This window comes from Vagococcus sp. WN80Y, assembly GCF_059621045.1.
Genome location: NZ_JCAQHY010000171.1, coordinates 56,548 through 76,634 on the forward strand (window position 1 = coordinate 56,548; position 20,087 = coordinate 76,634).

The 20,087-nt window shown below is 37.4% G+C and carries 19 protein-coding genes; 2 read left to right on the forward strand and 17 right to left on the reverse strand.

Translation table 11 applies throughout. The annotated features are described in order from the left end of the window. Positions 1-110: 110 nt before the first annotated feature. The 5 genes from AC5KOD_RS18600 to pfkB form a co-directional block, all read right to left on the reverse strand. A complete protein-coding gene (locus AC5KOD_RS18600) occupies positions 111-890 on the reverse strand; it encodes a DeoR/GlpR family DNA-binding transcription regulator (protein ID WP_496916092.1) in 780 nt (259 codons plus the stop codon). A gap of 105 nt (positions 891-995) precedes the next feature. Then, complete coding sequence (lacD, locus tag AC5KOD_RS18605; protein ID WP_496916093.1) at positions 996-1,985, reverse strand: tagatose-bisphosphate aldolase; 990 nt, start codon at positions 1,983-1,985, stop codon at positions 996-998. Between the two features lie 48 nt (positions 1,986-2,033). Beyond that, positions 2,034-2,483, reverse strand: a complete 450-nt coding sequence (locus AC5KOD_RS18610; protein WP_496916094.1) for a PTS sugar transporter subunit IIA — start codon at positions 2,481-2,483, stop codon at positions 2,034-2,036. A gap of 9 nt (positions 2,484-2,492) precedes the next feature. Beyond that, positions 2,493-3,905, reverse strand: coding sequence for a PTS fructose transporter subunit IIC (locus tag AC5KOD_RS18615; protein ID WP_496916095.1), 1,413 nt, complete (start codon positions 3,903-3,905; stop codon positions 2,493-2,495). An 18-nt stretch (positions 3,906-3,923) separates the two neighbouring features. Continuing rightward, positions 3,924-4,847, reverse strand: coding sequence for a 1-phosphofructokinase (pfkB, locus tag AC5KOD_RS18620; protein WP_496916096.1), 924 nt, complete (start codon positions 4,845-4,847; stop codon positions 3,924-3,926). A gap of 153 nt (positions 4,848-5,000) precedes the next feature. Between pfkB and AC5KOD_RS18625 the strand changes: the two genes are divergently transcribed. After that, on the forward strand, positions 5,001-5,756 hold the full coding sequence (locus AC5KOD_RS18625; protein WP_496916097.1) for a MurR/RpiR family transcriptional regulator: 756 nt from the start codon (positions 5,001-5,003) through the stop codon (positions 5,754-5,756). A 47-nt stretch (positions 5,757-5,803) separates the two neighbouring features. Here AC5KOD_RS18625 and AC5KOD_RS18630 read toward each other — a convergent pair whose 3' ends face one another. From AC5KOD_RS18630 to AC5KOD_RS18660, 7 genes are all read right to left on the reverse strand, one after another. Then, the gene (locus AC5KOD_RS18630; RefSeq protein WP_496916098.1) at positions 5,804-7,096 is read right to left on the reverse strand and encodes an MATE family efflux transporter; all 1,293 of its coding nucleotides are present in this window, start codon (positions 7,094-7,096) and stop codon (positions 5,804-5,806) included. Between the two features lie 309 nt (positions 7,097-7,405). Beyond that, positions 7,406-7,936 carry an HdeD family acid-resistance protein gene (locus tag AC5KOD_RS18635; protein WP_496916099.1) on the reverse strand — a complete coding sequence of 177 codons (531 nt, stop codon included), beginning with the start codon at positions 7,934-7,936 and terminating at the stop codon, positions 7,406-7,408. A gap of 315 nt (positions 7,937-8,251) precedes the next feature. Then, positions 8,252-8,959 carry an HAD family hydrolase gene (locus AC5KOD_RS18640; protein WP_496916100.1) on the reverse strand — a complete coding sequence of 236 codons (708 nt, stop codon included), beginning with the start codon at positions 8,957-8,959 and terminating at the stop codon, positions 8,252-8,254. A gap of 68 nt (positions 8,960-9,027) precedes the next feature. After that, on the reverse strand, positions 9,028-9,576 hold the full coding sequence (locus AC5KOD_RS18645; RefSeq protein WP_496916101.1) for an RNA 2'-phosphotransferase: 549 nt from the start codon (positions 9,574-9,576) through the stop codon (positions 9,028-9,030). Positions 9,577-10,220: 644 nt separating this feature from the next. Beyond that, on the reverse strand, positions 10,221-13,712 hold the full coding sequence (locus tag AC5KOD_RS18650) for a hypothetical protein (protein WP_496916102.1): 3,492 nt from the start codon (positions 13,710-13,712) through the stop codon (positions 10,221-10,223). A gap of 181 nt (positions 13,713-13,893) precedes the next feature. Continuing rightward, positions 13,894-14,298, reverse strand: a complete 405-nt coding sequence (locus AC5KOD_RS18655; RefSeq protein WP_496916103.1) for an organic hydroperoxide resistance protein — start codon at positions 14,296-14,298, stop codon at positions 13,894-13,896. Continuing rightward, positions 14,282-14,734, reverse strand: a complete 453-nt coding sequence (locus AC5KOD_RS18660; protein WP_496916104.1) for a MarR family winged helix-turn-helix transcriptional regulator — start codon at positions 14,732-14,734, stop codon at positions 14,282-14,284. The genes AC5KOD_RS18655 and AC5KOD_RS18660 overlap by 17 nt, the downstream gene beginning before the upstream one ends. Positions 14,735-14,984: 250 nt before the next feature. Here AC5KOD_RS18660 and AC5KOD_RS18665 point away from each other — a divergent pair, with 250 nt between their 5' ends. Then, positions 14,985-15,650 (forward strand): B3/B4 domain-containing protein, encoded by a 666-nt coding sequence (locus tag AC5KOD_RS18665; protein WP_496916105.1) that lies wholly within the window; start codon positions 14,985-14,987, stop codon positions 15,648-15,650. Between the two features lie 117 nt (positions 15,651-15,767). Here the strand turns inward: AC5KOD_RS18665 and AC5KOD_RS18670 are convergent, their stop codons facing one another. The 5 genes from AC5KOD_RS18670 to AC5KOD_RS18690 all read right to left on the reverse strand — a co-directional run bounded on the left by AC5KOD_RS18670 (position 15,768) and on the right by AC5KOD_RS18690 (position 20,085). Beyond that, positions 15,768-16,631 carry a nucleoside hydrolase gene (locus AC5KOD_RS18670; RefSeq protein WP_496916106.1) on the reverse strand — a complete coding sequence of 288 codons (864 nt, stop codon included), beginning with the start codon at positions 16,629-16,631 and terminating at the stop codon, positions 15,768-15,770. Positions 16,632-16,708: 77 nt separating this feature from the next. After that, positions 16,709-17,386, reverse strand: coding sequence for a TIGR04282 family arsenosugar biosynthesis glycosyltransferase (locus AC5KOD_RS18675; protein WP_496916107.1), 678 nt, complete (start codon positions 17,384-17,386; stop codon positions 16,709-16,711). 1 nt (position 17,387) lies between these two features. Continuing rightward, on the reverse strand, positions 17,388-18,374 hold the full coding sequence (locus tag AC5KOD_RS18680) for a phosphotransferase family protein (protein ID WP_496916108.1): 987 nt from the start codon (positions 18,372-18,374) through the stop codon (positions 17,388-17,390). Positions 18,375-18,379: 5 nt separating this feature from the next. Then, positions 18,380-19,078, reverse strand: coding sequence for a TIGR04283 family arsenosugar biosynthesis glycosyltransferase (locus tag AC5KOD_RS18685; RefSeq protein ID WP_496916109.1), 699 nt, complete (start codon positions 19,076-19,078; stop codon positions 18,380-18,382). Beyond that, positions 19,075-20,085, reverse strand: coding sequence for an ABC transporter ATP-binding protein (locus tag AC5KOD_RS18690; protein WP_496916110.1), 1,011 nt, complete (start codon positions 20,083-20,085; stop codon positions 19,075-19,077). The genes AC5KOD_RS18685 and AC5KOD_RS18690 overlap by 4 nt, the downstream gene beginning before the upstream one ends. Positions 20,086-20,087 lie beyond the last annotated feature (2 nt).

Consider the following 20,087-nt stretch of genomic DNA (forward strand, 5'->3'; position numbering starts at 1 on the left):
TTATTTTTATTTTGTCAATAAACGAAAGCAAACGAAATGAAATAATCTGAATCTGAAAGCAAAAAAAAAGAGTCAATCTTTTCAAGATTGACTGAGGTTCAATTATTATTTTAGGCAATGACAATAGATAACGGAATTTTGGCTAACTTATTCTCATTTTTTTTGGTCAGCTGACTATCAGTAATCACTAAATCAATGTCATTGACTGTGGCAAAAATATTTAGACTATCCTTACCAATTTTCGAGGATTCACACAAGATAATTTTTTTCTTAGCAATTGTTAACAATGTTCGCTTAATTTCTGATATACCAAAATTAGGTGTTGAGAAGCCACTTTCAAGAGAAAAGCTGGTCGTTCCTATAACAACTTTATCGACTAAAAACCCTTTAAGCGCTGTGATGACATGCTCTCCCGAACTGTAGTGAAAGCCATTTCGAATGACCCCACCTGTGAAAAAGACCATGTAGTCTGATTGATCTTCAACTAAAGCCGCAACAGTCAAATCGTTAGTAATAACCTTTAAATTAAGCAAGTCACTCTGAACTAATTCTTGAGCAAACGCTAAGCAAGAGGTTCCTGTATCAATCGCAATTGAATCACCATTTTCAATAAAAGTGACCGCTTTTTTAGCAATTTCCCGTTTTTCTTCTGTGGAAATTCGAATAGCTGGCCGATCTTCAAAACTTCGTTTTTGATTTTTAATCGCACCACCATGTGTTCGAGTTAAACGTTCCTCCTTTTCCAGCTCTCTCAAATCATTACGAATAGTCGTTCCTGAAACTTGAAAAAGCTCAACCAAATCGGGAACCTCTACTCGACCAGCTTCTTCTAAAAGAGCAACAATTTTATTTTTCCGTTCTTCCGCATAAAGATTTAACGAGACTTTCATTTGCTTTCCCTCCACTGCTTTGCTTGTATTTACTTTCATTTTAACACGTCACACAAAAAAAGAGTACCAACATTCCTGTCAATACTCTTCATTTCAATTTTAATGCTAGTTGCTAACTCGTGCTTTCCAACTAGTCGCAGTCTCAGCTAATACGTGATTTAATTCTTCAATCGTTGCGCGTCCTTCAGTTCGTAACCATTCTCTTGTTGCGGCTTCGCCCTTTTGAATGAACGGAGCAACCGCATCAGACCATGTCGCTCTTCCACATAAAACACCATTAAATTCTGAACCAGATTCTTTGGCAAATCGTAAGGTATCTCTGAACAAATCGGCACTAACCCCAGCACTTAAAAAGATAAAAGGTAGATGAGTTATGTCACTTTGTTCTTTAAAATAGCTAGCCGCTTCTGCTTGAGTATAAGCAATCTCACCGTCTGAAAAGCCCTCAACAAAAGCCATATTGACAGGAACTTCTACTTTTAAAACATCCACATTATAGCGTTCTTTAGAAAATTCCTTCATCATTAAATTAACTTTTTTAGGCTTTTTCTTAGCAAATTCAAGTCCCATATTATCCGAATTAGTCGCATCATAAGACAATAATTCCAAGTAAAATGGAATATCTTCTGCTAAACATTCTGATCCAATCCGCTCCACAAATGCGTGCTTTTGATCATTTATCTCAGCAGCTTCCTCGACGTCATAGTACAATAAAAACTTGACTGCCTCAGCTCCTTGCTCTTTAATTCGCTTCGCTGACCAGTCACTTAGTAAATCAGGTAAGCGACCTGCTACAGACGCATCATAGCCTGTTTTTTCATATGCTAGTAATAATCCCGCTTGCTTATCCCGACGCTTAGCAGCTGGTAAGCCATACTCCGGATCTAGTAAAATTGACGACGAATACTGAGTTAATTCTTCAGATACAAGAACTTTAAAAGCTTCGATCTCCTGTGACTGAACTTCTTCTCTGCCTGCTTTAACCATCATTTTTTTCATCGCACCTCTTTGGTCAATCGCCAAAGCAGATATAATTCCATCTGTCGATAATTTTTCCATTGCTGCATACTTTTTTTCAGTTAGTTTTAATTTCAACGCACGTTCTCTCCTTTTAGTGTCGGTTCTTCGCAATCCATTTAAGTATTAACCTAAATGATTATTAATCACTTCAAAAATAACTTCTTTAGTTGTTGCATTCTTTAACTGCTCCTTGATGTCTTCCTTCATCAGCATCCTAGCCACTTTTGATAGGAGCTGTAGATGAGTGGTTCCAGCTTCACCTGTCGGAATAAGTAAAGATACTACGAAAGTGATAGGCTGGCCGTCTAAAGATTGCCAGTCAACGCTTGACTCTAATGATAAAATCACAATGGCCGGCTCTTTAATCGCCTGACTTTGAGTGTGAGGAATAGCAAAGCCATCCATCATTCCTGTCGTACTTTCTGCTTCGCGGTCCTCTAATCCTTTTATAAGCGCTGACGCGTCTTCTGCGTAGCCATTTTTAACTGCTAGATTGGCAATCACTTGAAAAATCTCAGCCTGAGTCGTTCCAGGCACTTTCACGGCAATATTATCTAATGCTAGTGTCTCCATATTTCTCCTCTATTCTGCCACTTTATTGGCTTTTTCAAATTTACTCTTTTGAAGTAGACCAAGTAAAACGCCGCCTACCAATGAGCCAAGTAAAATGGCTCCTACCCAAGCAATTCGACCGGTCACAACTGGTAATACCAAGAAACCACCATGTGGCGCTGGTACTTGTACTTTCAACAAATAGGTTAAAATGGCCGCAATTGACGAACCCGTCATCATGATAGGCAATACTCTTAGCGGATCTTTCGCGGCAAAGGGAATCGCTCCCTCAGTAATATGCGTTGACCCTAAAATGATATTGACAATTCCTGCATTTCGATCAGCAACATCAAAATATTTTCTAAACAGTAAAACAGCAATTCCTGTAATTAATGGGGGAGCAATGCAGGCAGCTGAAACCCCTGCCATAAAGTAATGATTTCCTTGAGCAAGTAACGCAGTTCCCGTCACATAAGCCGCTTTATTGACTGGACCACCCATATCAAAGGCACACATACAGCCCACTAGCAGTCCTAAAATAATCGGATTGGAATCTTGGAAGCCAGCTAAAAAGCTCATCATTCCTTCATTGACAGCCGTCATTGGTTTCACTAAGAAATACATGACAACTCCGGTGATTAATACACCAAAAACAGGATATAAGAAAATTGCTTTAAGCCCATCTAATGATTTTGGTAATGTTTTAAAGGCAATTCCCAACAAGATAATTACGTATCCTCCTAAGAAACCTGATGCGATCCCTCCTAAGAAACCAGCACCACCATTTGCCGCTATCATACCGCCAACAAAGCCGACAACTAAACCTGGTCGTTTAGCTATACTTTCGGCTATAAATGCTGATAAAATTGGAACCATCGCACCCATTGATAGCCCACCAATATCTTTCAGCATTGCCGCTATTTGGTTATACTGAGAACTATCTGGATCAGCAGAATAAATTCCCCATAGGAAAGAAATAGCAACAAGCACTCCGCCCCCGACTACAAATGGCAACATGTGAGAAACACCGTTCATCAAGTCTTTATAAATTTTACGGCCAATACTTGGCTTTTCATCGGATACATGTTCCACAACTTGCTCTGACCCATTGGTATCAGGGTATTTAACACTACCTTTACCAGCTAAGGCATCTGCAATCAACTGATCCGCTTCCTTAATCCCTTTTGAAACTGATACATCAATAATTCGCTTGCCGACAAAACGTTCAGGGTGAACATCTTTATCCGCAGCAATAATGACAGCATCTGCCCCAGCAATATCAGCCGCGGATAACTCATTTTCAATCCCCACTTGACCATGAGTTTCAACCTTAATCGTCACATTCGCTCGTTTAGCCGCTTGCTCCAATGCCTCTTGCGCCATAAATGTATGAGCAATCCCTGTAGGACAGCCCGTTGCGGCAATAATTCGATAATTTGACATAATTATACATCCTCCCTTTTAGTTAACGACTTCAATCGTTATCTCTTCCATTAATTTTGGTACATTTTCAAAATCTGTTAATCCTTCTGTAAATGCCGTTGAACTCGCTGCGGCAATACTCATTTTAAGACAATCAGCTACTGCTTTGCCCTGACCTAAAAGACCGATAAATGTCCCCAACATCGTATCACCAGCACAAGCGGAATTCACTAAAACCCCTTTTGGTGCATTCCCTTTTAGACAGATCCCCTCAGAAAAATAATAAGCTCCAGCTTCCCCTAAGGAAACAAGTACATGCTGAGCCCCCCGCTCAACCAATTGTTTCCCATAATAAATAATGTCTGTTTGGCTTAACTTTTTCTTGTCAAACAGAACGGCTAATTCCTCGTCGTTTGGCTTAATACAATAAGGATGATACTCAAGTACATCGAGAAGCACCTGGGAACTCGTGTCCAGAACAAACTTAACCTCATTTTGATGCGCTATTTTAGCAATAGTCATAATATCTTGATCCGTCACGCCTTGGGGATTACTGCCTGATACACAAAGAGTATCACCCGCTTTCAATTCTTGAATAACAGAAAATAATTGCTCTAAAGCAGCTGACTCAATAACAGGTCCCTGATTAACTAGCTTGTACTCCGTCTCTTCTTCATCAACCTTAGTAAAAACATTAATTCGCGTAGTCTCAGAGACATCAACAAAGTTGGTAGTAATGCCTTTTTTTTCCATCTCTTTACGAATAAACTCACCAGTGAAGCCACCTAAAAACCCTATCGCACTTGTTTCAACCCCTAACATATTTAAAATAAACGAGACATTAACTCCTTTACCATTTGGCTGGATATCATTAGCTAATGTCCGATTCACCACTCTCGGATGATAACTCTTGGTCCGAACAAATAAATCAATAGCCGGATTCATTGTACAGGTAACAATCATGAAATTTCCTCATTTCTTGTGATAGTAACTCAATCTATGTTAAAATTATGCCACATAAAAAGATGTAAAGGTTTTCGGATTTTGGCATAAAGCAACGATAATGCTGAAAATATTTACAACAATACGGATTATTCAGAAAAGGTAGGCCTCCTGATGAAAAAAGAACCAGCAAAGAAAATGAGTCATTCTGAACAACATCTAACGACTTATATTGAAAATAACTTAGATAAAATTCCCGAAATGTCCATAGTCAAATTAAGTGAAGACGCCAATGTTTCTACTGCGACTATTGTTCGAACAATGAAAAAAATGGGGTTTGATGGGTTTACCTCCTTCAAGCACTATCTAAAAGATACCGAAGCAAACAATCCTCGCTTTGCCATTGTCGAACAGGTTGACAAAGAAATTAAGCAAGCTATTTTAAAAAATGAGCAGGAAGTAACACGTACAATTCAAATGCTAAATAGTGGAACCATCGAAGATGCCATTCAAAAAATAAAATCAGCGGACCGCATTTACATCTTTGCAAGAGGTTTTTCAGAGCTGATTGGCAAAGAGATGATGGTGAAATTTCAACTAATGAATAAATACTGTGAAATGCACGATGATCCTAACCTAATTCGTTCAATCAGTCGTCGGCTATCTAAAAAAGATATTGTCATTTTTATTTCTCTCAATAGTGAAACCTTAGAATTAGTAGAAGCGGCTAAAAATTGTGCAGCAGATGAAATTACAACTATCACTATTACTGCCAACAGTAATGGCCCTCTTTCTAAGCTATCTGATATCGTATTCGTAGGCTTTAAGTCGCCGATTTCTTACTTTCCTGATTATGAAGTTCGCTCACGATTACCACTTCAGGTCATTACGCGCATTCTCTTAGATGCTTACGCCGTTCGTAATAAATAAACTCAACAAGAAAAGCCCCTCGCATTGAGTGGCTTTTCTTGTTGAATTTAATGAATAGAGCTTCGGTAAATAAACAGAAAGCTTCCTCCAAGGAATCCATAATTTAATAACAGTCCAACTAAAATAGTCACAAGTGAATTAGCCTGCTGAAATTGTAAAAATCCTAGGAATAGAACCAACAGAATGTTGCTACAGGCGGTCGCATAAAAAACCTGTTTTTCCTTGCCAACGGCTTGCAAACTATATTTAGTTAATTCAAACAAGACTTGACTACTAAAAACACTTAAAATGAGAGGCAAAGCCTTCTTCGCTTGTACAACAACTACTTGCTGAGTGGATAAATGAGCCAAAATCTCTTGGCCGAATATTAAAATAAGCAAGCTGATTCCAAAATAGATCAACAGATTCAAAGCTATCGTAATAATCGGTAATTTCTTCTGAACACTTGGCTCATTTCTGCCGATGGCCTCACCAATTACAATCAACAAGCTATTGGCATAAGGAAATAACGCCACCTGCGCAAAATCAACCAGGACTCGGCATAAACGATAACCTGCAAAAAATAGAATTCCCAATTGAGTTAAAAAACTTGTCAGAACGACATTAAAAAGCGCTCCTTCTAAACACTCCTGACCCAAAAGCGGTAGGCTCTTTACTAGTAAGAATCGCTTTTGTCGACTCTTAATAATCAGAAGCTCTTTTAAGGTTTCTCTTAAGATAAAGCCATAGAGACCACATTCAATAAATACTGCTAAACTCGAGGCAAGGCCCACTCCAAGTAATTGTTCCTCTATAGAAAATATTTTAAAAGTTAAAAAATAGGCCAAAGCAATATGGATAACGGAGCTAATGGTTCCTATTATAACAATCAAATGGCTTTTCTTTTGAACCTTTAATTGATTAGAAAAAGCAAAAATAAGAAGATATGGAATTAATTGAGTCCCTACAATTTGTCCATAGCGTACCCCCAGCACTACTGAATTTCCCGTAACACCATAGACTCTTGTCAGTAAAAAAGAAAGAGTCGCTATAACACCAAGGCTCCCCATACAACCTATCAATAGATTTAACTCCAGGATTGATTTGAAATAGTCTTTAAAAAGCTTGGGGTGGGTAAGTCTAACCCGTGACGCATAAATATTAAAAGACAGTGTCCCTACGCCGAAAATACCCACTACGGCGAACAACAGGCCGTCAACAATCCCTGCAACGGCAATTGCTTCTGACGAAATACGACCAATTACCGCCGTTAGAATAAAATTAATTGCCATCATTATGAAGCTGTTAAAAATTAACGGCAATGATAGCTTGTTGAGTTCGTTTACTAATTGTTTCGTCATGATAATGAACCTACACTTTCACTAAATAATAGATAGTAAGCCTCAAATAAGACAAATAATTGAGACAAAACTGAAGAAAAACGCAAATAAACGGTGGCATTTTTGCCATCGTTTCCGCGTTAATTTCTTCATCTATTAGTTAAGCGCGTCCATAAAGGTAGATACCTCCCGATCCCTTGCTCCATGATAGATTAACTATATCATGAGAGCTATCACAGTGCAATCACACAAAAAAAGGGGGTGACCATAAGTCACGCCCCTATATTACACAGTGATCACATTAACTTGTATATGCTAAAGCACTGGAGGCTAAGCAAATGACGCAATTATTTCCTCAATTCCAAATAATAAGAAGTAAAACCCAATCAAAAGAGGTACCGTCAAAGCTGAAACGATTGGATTGAAAAATAATGATAGCCCGATTAGCACACAAATACCATTAAAAATAACAGACAACCAATAAATCCATGTACTTCTCACTTTTAAAAAGCCTGCATTCATGATATGAGCAATTGAATCTGTAATAAACCAGATGGCAAAAATCCAACCAACAACTACAATGCCTGAATATAAATTAAATAACAAAATGATACCTAATAAAATATCTAAGACACCTGTAACAATTAAAAATGTTGCATTAATTCCTGTAGCACTTTTAACTTTTGAATACTTAATAAAATTATTAACACCCTTAATAATCGCCAACACACCAAACCAAACAACCATTACCCCAATCGCTAGTGCTGGTTTTGAAAAGAAAATAAACGCTGCAATAACATATAAAATTCCAATAACTAAGTCTTTCCAATCAAATCGACTTTCTTTAACATTTGTTACCATCGTAATCATTCCTTTCAGTATTCTGCTAATTCCACCTATTCTGACATACATTTCCCAACAAATAGATCAATATCCTTGTTATCTAAAAGGTTAGCTTATGATGTCTTTAAAATCAACTAAAAACACTCGAGCCTTGATAGATTATCAACTAGTCCTAGTTTCCAATTTTTACAAATGATGTTATTATAAGCAAGATAGTTTTCATCTAAAAATAAGTTCTAAACAAAATAAACTTTTGACTTATTAGCAAAAAAAACAAGCGACTTATTTTCTCTACTCTAAAAATAAGTCACTTGTTTTTACTTTATTTAATTATTAAATCAGGTTATCACTAACTAACTCTTTTAGATAACTCAATAACTCAGGATGACTCTTAACCTCTTTTACTTCTTTCAGCTTAACAGTTTCATCTTTAGTATTCAACCAAATCGGTGTCCAGCCAGCAGCACGTGCTCCTTCTACATCATTCACTGGATTGTCACCAATGTAGTAGCAATCTTTAAGCTTACTAGTCAATTTCTCTGCCATTGTATCAAAAACCTGTCGATCTGGCTTAGAAATCCCGATGTCACCCGAAACTAGAATTTGTTCATCCGCAAACCATCTATTCAGCTCCAGCGCTTCAATCTTCATTCGCTGATGATCGCTCGGACCATTAGTAATAATTCCCATTTCTATCGGCTGGCTCTGACAATAGTCCAGTAGTTCGATCACTTCTGTTGATAGGCTTATATGCCTTTGTTCACGCTGATATGCTTTTTGCCAATCTTGGCAATCCTTATCTGACATATTCCTCCCTATGGCTTCGTAGGCTTGCTTTATTCTGATTAAGCGCATCTCATCAAGGTCAATTTCACCACGCTCTCGCCTAAAATAAGCAGTCTCACTTGACCGTTGAAAGTCCTCATATACTTGACTTATCTCCTGTTCAGTTAGAGCAGGTGTGATTGCTTTAGTCGCAAGAACAAATTGATCCTTTTGAAAATATAATGTGTCATCTAAATCAAAGATAATACTTATCATCTGATCCTCTCCTCATTTTTCTGGCCTTATCAATCATAACAGCATTCTTTTAATTATAAAAAATCTTACTAATTAAGTCTCCGAATAAACTCTTGTGGAACAATTTCTGCTAACCAAATATCGTCCTTCTCGCTATAAAATTTGTACCCTTTTTGATATGCCTCTGAAGACTTAACCTCTAATAAAACGGGATTAGCATCTCGTCGTTTTCCTACTAAAATAGCTGTCTCTTCATTTTTTGAAAGATGAACATATTGTCTTCCTTTCGGAACTAACCCATTAGCTAAAATACTTTCCAGATACTTGTGCGCCGTTCCGTGATAGAGGATTGCTGGTGGAACGCTCTCATTCTTTGCTATTTTTTGAGAAAGGCTATGCCCATATACTGCTCTAATCTGCTGATTTTTAATTTCCCATCGCTGTTTCTCGGATTGGCTTAGTATCTCAGTAATCATTTCTTCCGTTAGTTCATATTCTTCTTTCAGGTTCACTTTATCAACTAGTTCTGTTAGCGAAACAAAGCCAGCCTCATCTAAAATCAGGCCAAAATCTTCGGGCTTATGTCTTAATGCATATGAAATTAATTTACTTATTTTCTCCTGTTTTTTAGTTAACATGTCTATCGATTCCTTTTAGATTAACTATAACATAATCTAAAACCTAAAAAAATACCCAGTAATAACAACTCGTTTAAGGTTCAAACTCGTCATTATTATTAGATACTAATCGTTTCCATGCAACTGTTCATCTAGCTATCAAATCAACACCGCTTCGTTATTTAATAAAAAATCTCAATTTGTCCATGTCCGCAGAAACGTTACGTCTTTTCAAAATGTTTTGTTATCCTAATAGAGTTGACCTTCTTTATAAACGCCTAACACATCAACTTTCTTAACTAACAAAAACTTAAATAGTCTGTTGTTTCAACATTGTACGCTTTTGTGCATAATTTTATTCTATTTTTGGATAAAAACGTTATTTATACTACGTCAACTAAACTCTTATTCACCTAGTTATATCACATTAGATACGCTTTGTCTAATCAATAACTATCCCTTTGCCCCCCTAACTTTCCACAAATAGCCATTACTTAACTAGTCCCGCTTTTTTAGAATGACATAGGCTCGCCATTTAAGAGCACTATGTCACTCTATTAAAAGTAAATACATGTAAAAATGTAGTAATATAGCCGTTCAACAGGTAAGTTAGACATTTATAAGAAAGAACATGATACTCACCCAAACCATTAGAATACTGACAATTATTTCCAACTCGAAAAATAACCTTTAATCGTCTGAGTCAATTTTTTACGATTAACTTTTTGATTGCGACGATTCCACTCACTAAAGCTTCCTAAAGCAATCAATACGATTCCTCCTAAAGCAAGATAGAGCCACCAAGGAACCGCAGCCCAAAAATGGCGCTGGCTATACAAAATAAATACAGCGAGATAAATCAGACCATTAGTAAAATAAGCTGTATATTTTGTCAGATAGGCAATAACCACTAAAATCAATGCAAAACTCGCCCCATATAAACTAGTCGTCAAATCCTGGTAAATTAAAGACGCACTCATATATCTAACTAATAATAAGCCTGAAACGAGCCATTCTAACATCCTAGCTTGCTTTCTCGCTTGCCAAAATCCACGAGCACTTAGCGTTAGCGAACCAAGCAAAACAAGATTCATTAATAACTGACTCAATTCCTCATTAATAGGGACAAAAAATGCCACTAAAGCATCATTAATTAATAAAATACCTAGACCAACAGCTAAACTGCGTTCAATTCGCTGAATCAAAACATATCTTTCATAATAACTCATGCCAACTAGCAAGATAAGGGTATAACCTTCCAATAAATTAACGGGAACCTCTAAAAATAATAGACCTGTTAATCCGATTAGTTGCACACAGGCTATAAGATTTAGGCGAATTCCATTTTCCAATAAGAGAGATTGCTTCTGTTTTAAAGCAAATACAGCTGAGAGAAGTATCAACAGCCAAACTGCTATAGTTAAGACAAACTGATTCTCAGGAAACTTGTCATAAAATAACAATAGCGAATAACTTAATACTAATAATAGGCTGATTTGTTCTACTTGACGACACTTCAACACAATCAAATACCCAGTTGCAAGTCCTAGTAAGAGTATGCTAACGAGAATAATAGAAGGGCTGACAGTCGACTGTTTGTTAGATTCCCCTAGTAATAACAACAACGTCAGGACTAAATTAAGTGCTCCCGTAGGCCAAACATACCGCTGTTGAGATTTCCAAAAATAAGCCATTGCCGTTAGAACTAAAGTCAGAGCCGTTAACAACCAATGTGAGTCTATGGAAACATCAAACCAGCCTTTTAAGCATATTTCTATCAGAAGGATGACGAGATAGCCCTCAACTAGAATGATTCCACGCTTATACCAAGCATTTTTTACCGATAAATAATAAGTAGCCAAAAGAGCCATTGGTAAAAATAACCCGATAAAAGCATGTGCTTCATGAGAAATCAAAATTGTCTGCATAATACTTCCCAACCATAACAAACAAAAAATCAAGCTCAGAGTAGCTTTTCTTAACCATTCAAAATGACGCTTCATCAACACAAAAAAGAGTAGCATGATTGCTTCTATATAACAAATTTCAGCAAAATTCGAAAAATCAATTAAATACAGTGGATAAATTAACGTTGAAATCAAGCTAATAGGAATTATTTCGAAAAAGAGCTTTTGATGAAGATGAGTTCCACTGTACCACGCTAAGTAACCCCCAAAAGCAATAACCAAGACATCGCCCCAACTATTGTTTGGCTGATTCATCATTAAAAATAAACTCATGCCATATAACATCCAACTAGTGCCATGACTCATCATAACGAAAGATTTTTCCAACCACTTTTGTAAAAAATGACTACTTACTAGCACTAATAAACTTAAACTAAAAATGAACCACGGTAGCGCTTGAGACTCAAGTAATCCTCTTTCTGGATCAACTACTGTCGGGAAAAAAGCCAGGACTAACCCAATAGGTAAGATCGAGCTTAATCGGCGATTTACCTCTTCTCTTCGCAAGCATAAATGAAGAAGAGTTCCCCATGCAATCAAATGCCAAACAGTTTGTTCTATAGGTTTAACTGTGCTAAGGAAGTAATAATTCCACAAACAAGTTACACCATAGACAATACTGGCCCTCACAACTACATACCTTACTAATTCATTCAATTGGTTCTTAATGATAACAACATTTGTCAGAACAAAAAGAAGAATCATTAATAAACGATAATGCCAATCACTTGATAAAGGTAGAAACAGAATCAAATCCGCTCCAAAAAAATAACCAACAACGCCTAATTTAATTCTCATTTTTAAAGAGCAATCACGATAAACAAGCAGAGCAATCGCTGCTACTATTGAAATACTACTGAACAAGCTCATCCCTAAAAACTTTCCATCTATTAGTTGATGACTAAAAAATGAAAGGCACAACAGTCCTACCAATAAACGATAATAACCATTTTTTAAGGCAATAAATTCATGCTCCAAGTATTTTTTTTGTTGCAAAAAATCACGTAACAAACTGTAGCAGAGAACAAGAATAGCCCCTACAAGTGGTCCAAACTCTATATCATTCCACCAAACAAATAACACACTAAATGTGAAACCGACACCAAGCAACACATAACTAAGTCGTAATAATCTCAGTCTAGTTCGTAAAATACTCGCCTGAGACGCTAGCTGAAGACTTAAAAGGGGATATATTCCCATTAAAACAGCCCCACTAATTGTCGGCTGTACTGCTCTGAACGAAAAAACAACTGTCAACACATTTACGACGAAATAAAACCACTGCCACTCTTTACTTTCAATCTCTTTAGAAAAAAGCTGGTAAATTTGGATTGTTTTTCCATTGAAAAGAAAGAGTAATCCCAACATCGCGAGACTTTGAACAAATTTCCAAGGAAAAATGCTTCGTGTCAAAAATAGCGTGCTCACATAAGACAGTCCAAAAGAGATCTTTGCCATAATAGGCAGCTCATTAATATTTCCAACTTTTCTATAAAGCCCAGCAAATGCCGCAGTTAAAACAAACCCAAAAATAAAATGACCTGGACCACTTAAACTAAAATAATCACCAAATAAATGATAATAAGCGCCACTGACAAATGGAAATGGTAAAAATAAACAAGCTAAAACAAGAAAAGCCTTGCCCGTCTGGGGTATCTTGAGTTTCATTGCAAGCTTGGAAATCCCATAAAAAACCACAGCAACCAAAGAAATCATGGTAACTTTCGTTAATGGTGACATAAACAACCAGCTAGTTGTTGCTAAAACTGCCCCTGCTAAAAATAGCAACACAACCCCTGCTATTAAAATAAGCTGCAAATTACGCTCTCTTAATTGTTCAGCTGTTTTTACACCCACAGTCGGTCGAGCCTTGACAATCTTTGATTCAGGCTCAACATCTGAATCGCGCTTTTTAGTGACTTGTCTTTGACTATCTGCTAGTAAATAAGACGCCACATCTTTTTTAGCCGTTGGCTTAACTTTTATTTTTTCAACTTCTGGTTCCTTTGGTCTCCTAATGGACTTGACCTGATCTTCTGTATAAGACTGATAACCTGAAATAACTTTATCAGCTGTTGGATTATCAATATAGCCTTTTTCAGCTAGTGTTTTCAGCTCTTTTGTAATAATTTTCTCTCGATTAAAGTAACGAGCTAATAATTTCACTTGTTCTTGGTTCAGTTCACTCATTCGTTCTCCCTCTTACGCCTTATTCAACTCTATATTTTAATGCATCATTCATTCTATTAAATTTTGTCACTCACTAATAATACCTTATCTACTACTAAAAGGTTACATTAACGCTCCATAAATAAAAAGAGCCTATTAACAATTTCTGTCAATAAGCTTCTTCTAAGTATTCTGCTAATTATTAAACAACGACTAATTCCACGTCAATATTATTTCGAGTCGCTTTTGAATAAGGACAAACGTCATGGGCTTTTGCAACTAATTCCTCAGCTTGCGCTTTATCAACCTCATCAATCTTAACCTCTAATTGAACACCAACTTGAAAACCTGTTTCTGCATCACTATACAATGACACTCTCGCAGTAACAGAGCTCTTTGATTGAATCTTTTCCTTTTCCATTACAAGTTCAAGTGCGCTATTAAAACAAGCACTGTAAGCTGCCGCAAATAATTGCTCTGGATTGGTTGTATGCTCTTTCTTCACGCCAGGTGAAACAACCTCATACGAAAAACTTTTATCTGGTGAATGAACTTCTCCCGATCTGCCACCAGTATTAACGACACTAGTTTCAAAGATTTTTTTCATGAACGATTCCTCCTATTTTCTTTTCTAAGCGGTTCACTTCTTTTAAAAGTGTTTTGTAAGCCTGCTCATCAACCTCTAGTTGCTCGAGACAACTCGACACTTGGCTAACAATCTCTGTTTCCAATTCTACCGCTTTAGCCGTCAGTGAAATGCTGACTTTTCGTTCATCCTCACGAAGACGAACTCGCTGAACATAGCCATTATGTTCCATTCTCTTCAATAACGGTGTCAACGTTCCACTATCTAAATCAACTCGTTTACCTAAAGCAGTTACTGTCTGATTTGACTCCTCCCACAATGCTAGCAACACAATGTATTGGGTATAAGTTAAACCAAACGACTCTAATGCGTGAGTATACATTTTGGTAAATTGCTTAGATGCCTTATAAATTGAAAAACAAAGTTGATCATCTAATAAGCGACTAACAGAACTCATCTCTTCACTCCTAACTTGTGAACAATTTAATTGTACACAATCTTTATTCAAAAAACAAAGATACTGCCTAAAGATTGGTATGATCAACTAATCTTATAAACCGTTTCCCTTTTAATTCTCGACATGATAGACTAATCTTATACACCATCAGGAGAAAGGAGCGATTAGATGTTCTTTGCCCCATTATTTGAAAACGACGTACCAGTCTCTCTTTAACTACAACGAATCTAACTTAAGGGAGAGACTAAACATGACTATTGCAATAAATACTCGAATTACAGCTGAAACACCACACTTGAAGTTACTCGTAACAGAACTAACCTTTTCTTATGAAAAAAAACAACGTGCTATCTGGGAAGAGTTACTAAATCCGCTCATTAAAGACATTGAGCAGCATGACCAACTTGAGGAGATACGTATAAATCCATCAATCATAGCAACTAAAGCAGCCTACAAGCACTACGGAAAAGATCCTGCTCGTTTTAGACCTTCGTCTGACAGTCTTTGGCGCCGAGTTGTCCAACAGAAAGGGCTCTATCAAATCAACTCCCTTGTTGATTTGAATAATTATTTCTCATTACGATACAAACTACCTTTTGGCGTCTATGATTTGGACAAATTATCGTTGCCGATTGAATTAACAGTTGGTGAAACTGGTACGAGCTATCCCGGCATTGGAAAAGCTGCTGTTAATCTCGAAGGTGCTCTCGTTTTAAAGGATGGCCTTGGTTATTTTGGTGGTCCAACCAGTGATTCTTCACGGGGCATGATTAATGAAGATACTAGACATGCCTTGATGATTGCCTATGCATTTGAAGACGATGAAACATCATTGCAAAGCATCCAAACAACTATCAAAACCACCTTACCAGACTATCTTTTAGAAGGTAAGATAGTCAATCAATTTATTTGTTAATTAAACTAGCTAAAAAAGGAACGTTGGGATAGTATGCTTCCCACGTTCCTTTTTAAAATAAAATAACCCCATCTCCCCATACAAAACACTCGATAACCATCTTTTTACCTTGGTAGATCATCCCAAGCGTTGAATCGTTTCAATCATCAGCTGATTAAAAGCCTGAACATCTAAAATATGCTCTGGCATCCTTACCAATTTACCTTTGCCTAATTCACTTGAAATAGTCATACGTCCTTCAGTTAATTCCTGATATGGACTTAGCCAAACTTGCTCATCAGAAAATAAACTTGGATCGTGTAAATAAATTGCTGTCGTCATATCCCAATTACAAAACCCATCTAATCCCAGATGTTGAAGATTCCAATCACACCACTCACCCAAGGCATCCGACAACCATTTCCCTTTTTCAGTCTCACTGTTAACTAACCCGTCACATAACTCCCGCGGAAAAAATGCTTGAGCAGTTAAATGACCATTCATAATAACCAATGGTGCCTCAGAAAGTAATACCGCTTGGGTCGCTTCTGGGTCACATGAAAAATTAAGTTCCTTAACTAAATGTTGGTTCACTTCCAAAGGTGCCAATGTCCCACCCATTACAATGATCTCTTTGACTTGCTGGAAAAATCTAGGATTATAAGCCACTGCTCCGAACAAATTGGTCAATGCCCCTGTCGCAATTACCGTAATTTCCTTTGGCGCTTTCGCAACACTCTCAGCTAAAAATCGGCTAGCCACGCTACGACGATTTTCCTTATTCTCTGCCCCTGGATAGAGAACAACCTCTAGACCAAACTTGCTTATAAGATTCCGACTCGCCCGCTCCACTGACTTACTATCACTATTCCCATAGGTTAGCGTCACGCCCAAAACCTCAACCTCTGTCATTCCTAATAAATAAAGTAAAGTCACCCCATCGTCAACGTCTCGATCAGGCAATCCCAAGGTATTATCACAATCAATTATTACTTGTTTCATTTTTTACCTCCCACAGTTTCACGAACCACTCACGTTTTCTCAATTGCTAATCTACTCGATTATACAGCTAAATTTAATCAGCTTGAACAACGCTGATTTCGGATCAGCCAGTCATTTAATAACAGATTATCAGGCAACGGGGTAGTCTTATAGTGAGACAAATCATCATGATAGTCAATATCAACCAATGACTCAACTTTTGCAACAGACAAGTTTTTTTCTGCTATTTTAATTATCGTCTGTTGGAACACACTTTTACCTCCCCAAGGAAAATCAGTTTCCAAAAAAATAAAATCAAGTGACTGCCTGTGTGCACCAATTAAGTAGTAACCACCGTCTAAAGAAGGACCAATCACAATATCTCGTGACTCCAGTAAAGAAAAAGCCTGGGTAATCGTCTGTGGCGTAACTTCAGGAATATCGCTACCAATCAATACTAGTTGTTGATAACCACGATTAAAAAGAGTCACAAACGCTTGATTCATTCGTTGGCCAATCGTGGCTCCTTCTTGCGGAAAATATTGATAGCTTTGAGGAAGCTTGCTTAAAAAGTCACTCGGTTCTCGCTCGTCAGAATAACAAACAAAAATATCATGATCCTCATCAACTAACTCTTCTAGCTTACGGAATAAATCAAAAATCATCGCTTCTTGAATTTCTGCACAGTCATTTTTTGACAATTTTCCAACTAGACGCGTCTTCACTCTACCTGGAACCGGAATTCGTGTAAAAATAATAATAGCTCGTTTAGTCATATTAAATTACCCGTTCCTTCAACGCATGTTCCAAAAAATCAATTTCCATGTATTGACTGACCTTCCTGAATATAGTTTCATTTTTTAGTAATTTCTCACCTGACATATACTGATCATAAGCCATTGCCGACCAAGCAAGTGCTCGCAGCATTAAGTAAGGACTGTAAATTGCGAGAGCCTCTTCTAATTCATCACGTTTAAAACCCGTTCGAGCTACATAATGAGTTATAAATAGTTGCTTCTCTTCCTCCGTTAGCCGCTGATTCGATCGCCATAGGGTTGTTGTTGATGCTAAGAATTGAGTCAAATCTTGACATGGATGACTAATAACCGGTTTTTCCCAATCTATCAACCAGCCTTGACTATCCCCTATAATAAAATTATGCGAATTAACCTCCGTATTTGTTACACACCAATGATTCAACTGCTCAAAAACTTGTTCTTGTCTAATACCTTGCTGACACTCATTCAAAGCTCGATCAAATAATTTTAATTGTTTGGCCTCAATATACGGACTATTAAACGCAGGTTCTAAAAGCCGACGACACTCTTGTACGCGTTCTGTCAACAAGTTATATTCCCTCTTAAGCTGTTGATTACTTGCCGCTGAACGTCCGTGAATATCCCCAAATATAGCAGCCGCTTCAACTAAATCTCGTCGATAATCAAGTGGTCTACCCTCTAAAAATGCCATCACTAGAATTCCTTGCGAAAAATAGACACGACTATCATCAACATAATAAGGGACAGGTGTTCTTTTAGTTGGCTTTAGCCACTCAAGAGCATGATATTCATACTCTATCTGATTAGGTAAATCAAGTTGACTCTCATAATTAACTCGAAACACATAACTTTTTTTCCCATCATCCATCAGATAGTTTTGATTACATTCTCCTTGAGCAAGAAATTGGATTTTAAAGGAGTCATTTAAACCAAGTAGCTGTGGTAATCCAACCTCTTGACAATAAGCTTTGATTTTTTTCTCCATTTTCATCATCCTTTCTTTTGCTGGTAGCTCTTGACCAATGTTGTTGGAGAAGCTCCTAACATAAACCGCAATTTTAAATAATGCATGCTTAAATGAGTACGCCAAAGCCCGCCAACAATAAAGCGACGCGCGGATGTCCCAATTTTGCTGGAATGATTAGCAAATTTCCCCTGTCTGTACAGTCGACGGCTCAGTAACCAATCTTCCATCAACGGTTCCTCATCAAATCCCCCTGCTAGCTGATACGTACTACGCCACAAAAAAAGGCCCTGGTCACCAAAGATTAACCCCAATTTGCGGGCTCGCCAATTTGATGTAACTTGTAAATATCGAAAAAATAAGCGTTGACTATCATAAAAATAGAGAGGAAAAAAACCAGCAGAATATCCATCCTGATTTAACAACGATACCATCTCTTGAAAAATATCAATCGTTGCCGTTACCTTAGAATCAGCATGTAAAAACCACAACAGCCTTCCTTTGCTAAGACTTGCACCATAAACCAATTGCTTGCCACGATTACTAGCTGGTAGATGCGCCACTTTTGCATAAGGTCTTGCTAGTTCAACAGTTCTATCCTGACTCCCTCCATCAACAACAATTATCTCAAGTGACATCTCTGTAGGTATTTGCTGAAGTGACCTCAACAAACTCTCAATCGTCGATTCTTCATTCAAAGTAGGTATAATAATTGAGCAGATCACGGTAGCAACACCTGCCAAATATTTGGCTGAGTAGGCATCAAATAGACCCTTTGACCGATTTCTCCCTGCCCCTGAATATTAGTGAATTGGCAACTTGTCGCCCCAATTTTAATCCGATAACGCTGACCATTTGGTAACCAACTGACACTCTCAATAACACCAGAAATCCCCTGTTTTCCGAAGCTAAACGGTTGACCAAAAGGGATTAATAACAATGCTTCCCCACTTATTTGATTGGGATTTAACACCTTAGAAATCCTGTCATTTGTTTCTGAAATCACATAGCTCGTTCCCGAAACAGTCCCTCGCAGATAATTTGTTTCATTGATGAAATCAGCCACATCCTTATTAGTAGGCATAAAATAGAGCTCCTTTGGACTTGCGATTTGCACAAGTCGGCCTGCCAGCATAACTGCTACTCGATCAGATAATTGAAATGCCTCTTCTTTATCATGTGTCACAAGCAAAATACTAAACTGATAGTCCTTTTGCAAGCCAATCAAATAATCTCGAGTAGTCGCCCTTAAATTAGCATCCAAACTTGAAAATGGCTCATCTAATAATAACAACTTAGGTTCTAAAACCACTGCACGGGCTAGAGCCACCCGTTGCTGTTGACCACCAGATAGTTCAGCAGGATATGCCTTTTCTAATCCCGCTAATGCTAATTTATCAATAATTCTAGCGACTTTTTGATCCGTTACCGCCTTTGACTCTTTTTTCATTCTCAGGCCAAAAGAAATATTATCAATAACTGTCATATGCGGAAATAACCAATAGTCCTGAAAGACCAAAATAGTTTCCTTTAACGAATAGTCATGGCTAAATATTACTTCACCAGTATAACCAGTTTCAAGTCCAGCAATTATTTTCAACAACGTCGTTTTTCCTACTCCAGATGGACCTAATAATGTCACTATTTCTCCCGGAGAAATACTCAATTCAATCTCTTTTAAAATAGATTGCCGTTGATAACTAAATCCAACTTGATGTAACTCAAGGCCCATAG

What these genes read in the sequence shown, in the direction of transcription:
- AC5KOD_RS18650 (WP_496916102.1), bottom strand. Translation starts at nt 13,712, where the DNA reads ATGAGTGAACTGAACCAAGAACAAGTGAAATTATTAGCTCGTTACTTT.
- AC5KOD_RS18690 (WP_496916110.1), bottom strand. Translation starts at nt 20,085, where the DNA reads ATGGGCCTTGAGTTACATCAAGTTGGATTTAGTTATCAACGGCAATCT.
- AC5KOD_RS18670 (WP_496916106.1), bottom strand. Translation starts at nt 16,631, where the DNA reads ATGAAACAAGTAATAATTGATTGTGATAATACCTTGGGATTGCCTGAT.
- AC5KOD_RS18635 (WP_496916099.1), bottom strand. Translation starts at nt 7,936, where the DNA reads ATGGTAACAAATGTTAAAGAAAGTCGATTTGATTGGAAAGACTTAGTT.
- AC5KOD_RS18660 (WP_496916104.1), bottom strand. Translation starts at nt 14,734, where the DNA reads ATGAGTTCTGTTAGTCGCTTATTAGATGATCAACTTTGTTTTTCAATT.
- AC5KOD_RS18645 (WP_496916101.1), bottom strand. Translation starts at nt 9,576, where the DNA reads ATGTTAACTAAAAAACAGGAGAAAATAAGTAAATTAATTTCATATGCA.
- AC5KOD_RS18615 (WP_496916095.1), bottom strand. Translation starts at nt 3,905, where the DNA reads ATGTCAAATTATCGAATTATTGCCGCAACGGGCTGTCCTACAGGGATT.
- AC5KOD_RS18665 (WP_496916105.1), top strand. Translation starts at nt 14,985, where the DNA reads ATGACTATTGCAATAAATACTCGAATTACAGCTGAAACACCACACTTG.
- AC5KOD_RS18680 (WP_496916108.1), bottom strand. Translation starts at nt 18,374, where the DNA reads ATGGAGAAAAAAATCAAAGCTTATTGTCAAGAGGTTGGATTACCACAG.
- AC5KOD_RS18610 (WP_496916094.1), bottom strand. Translation starts at nt 2,483, where the DNA reads ATGGAGACACTAGCATTAGATAATATTGCCGTGAAAGTGCCTGGAACG.
- AC5KOD_RS18625 (WP_496916097.1), top strand. Translation starts at nt 5,001, where the DNA reads ATGAAAAAAGAACCAGCAAAGAAAATGAGTCATTCTGAACAACATCTA.
- AC5KOD_RS18640 (WP_496916100.1), bottom strand. Translation starts at nt 8,959, where the DNA reads ATGATAAGTATTATCTTTGATTTAGATGACACATTATATTTTCAAAAG.
- pfkB (WP_496916096.1), bottom strand. Translation starts at nt 4,847, where the DNA reads ATGATTGTTACCTGTACAATGAATCCGGCTATTGATTTATTTGTTCGG.
- AC5KOD_RS18655 (WP_496916103.1), bottom strand. Translation starts at nt 14,298, where the DNA reads ATGAAAAAAATCTTTGAAACTAGTGTCGTTAATACTGGTGGCAGATCG.
- AC5KOD_RS18600 (WP_496916092.1), bottom strand. Translation starts at nt 890, where the DNA reads ATGAAAGTCTCGTTAAATCTTTATGCGGAAGAACGGAAAAATAAAATT.
- AC5KOD_RS18675 (WP_496916107.1), bottom strand. Translation starts at nt 17,386, where the DNA reads ATGACTAAACGAGCTATTATTATTTTTACACGAATTCCGGTTCCAGGT.
- AC5KOD_RS18630 (WP_496916098.1), bottom strand. Translation starts at nt 7,096, where the DNA reads ATGACGAAACAATTAGTAAACGAACTCAACAAGCTATCATTGCCGTTA.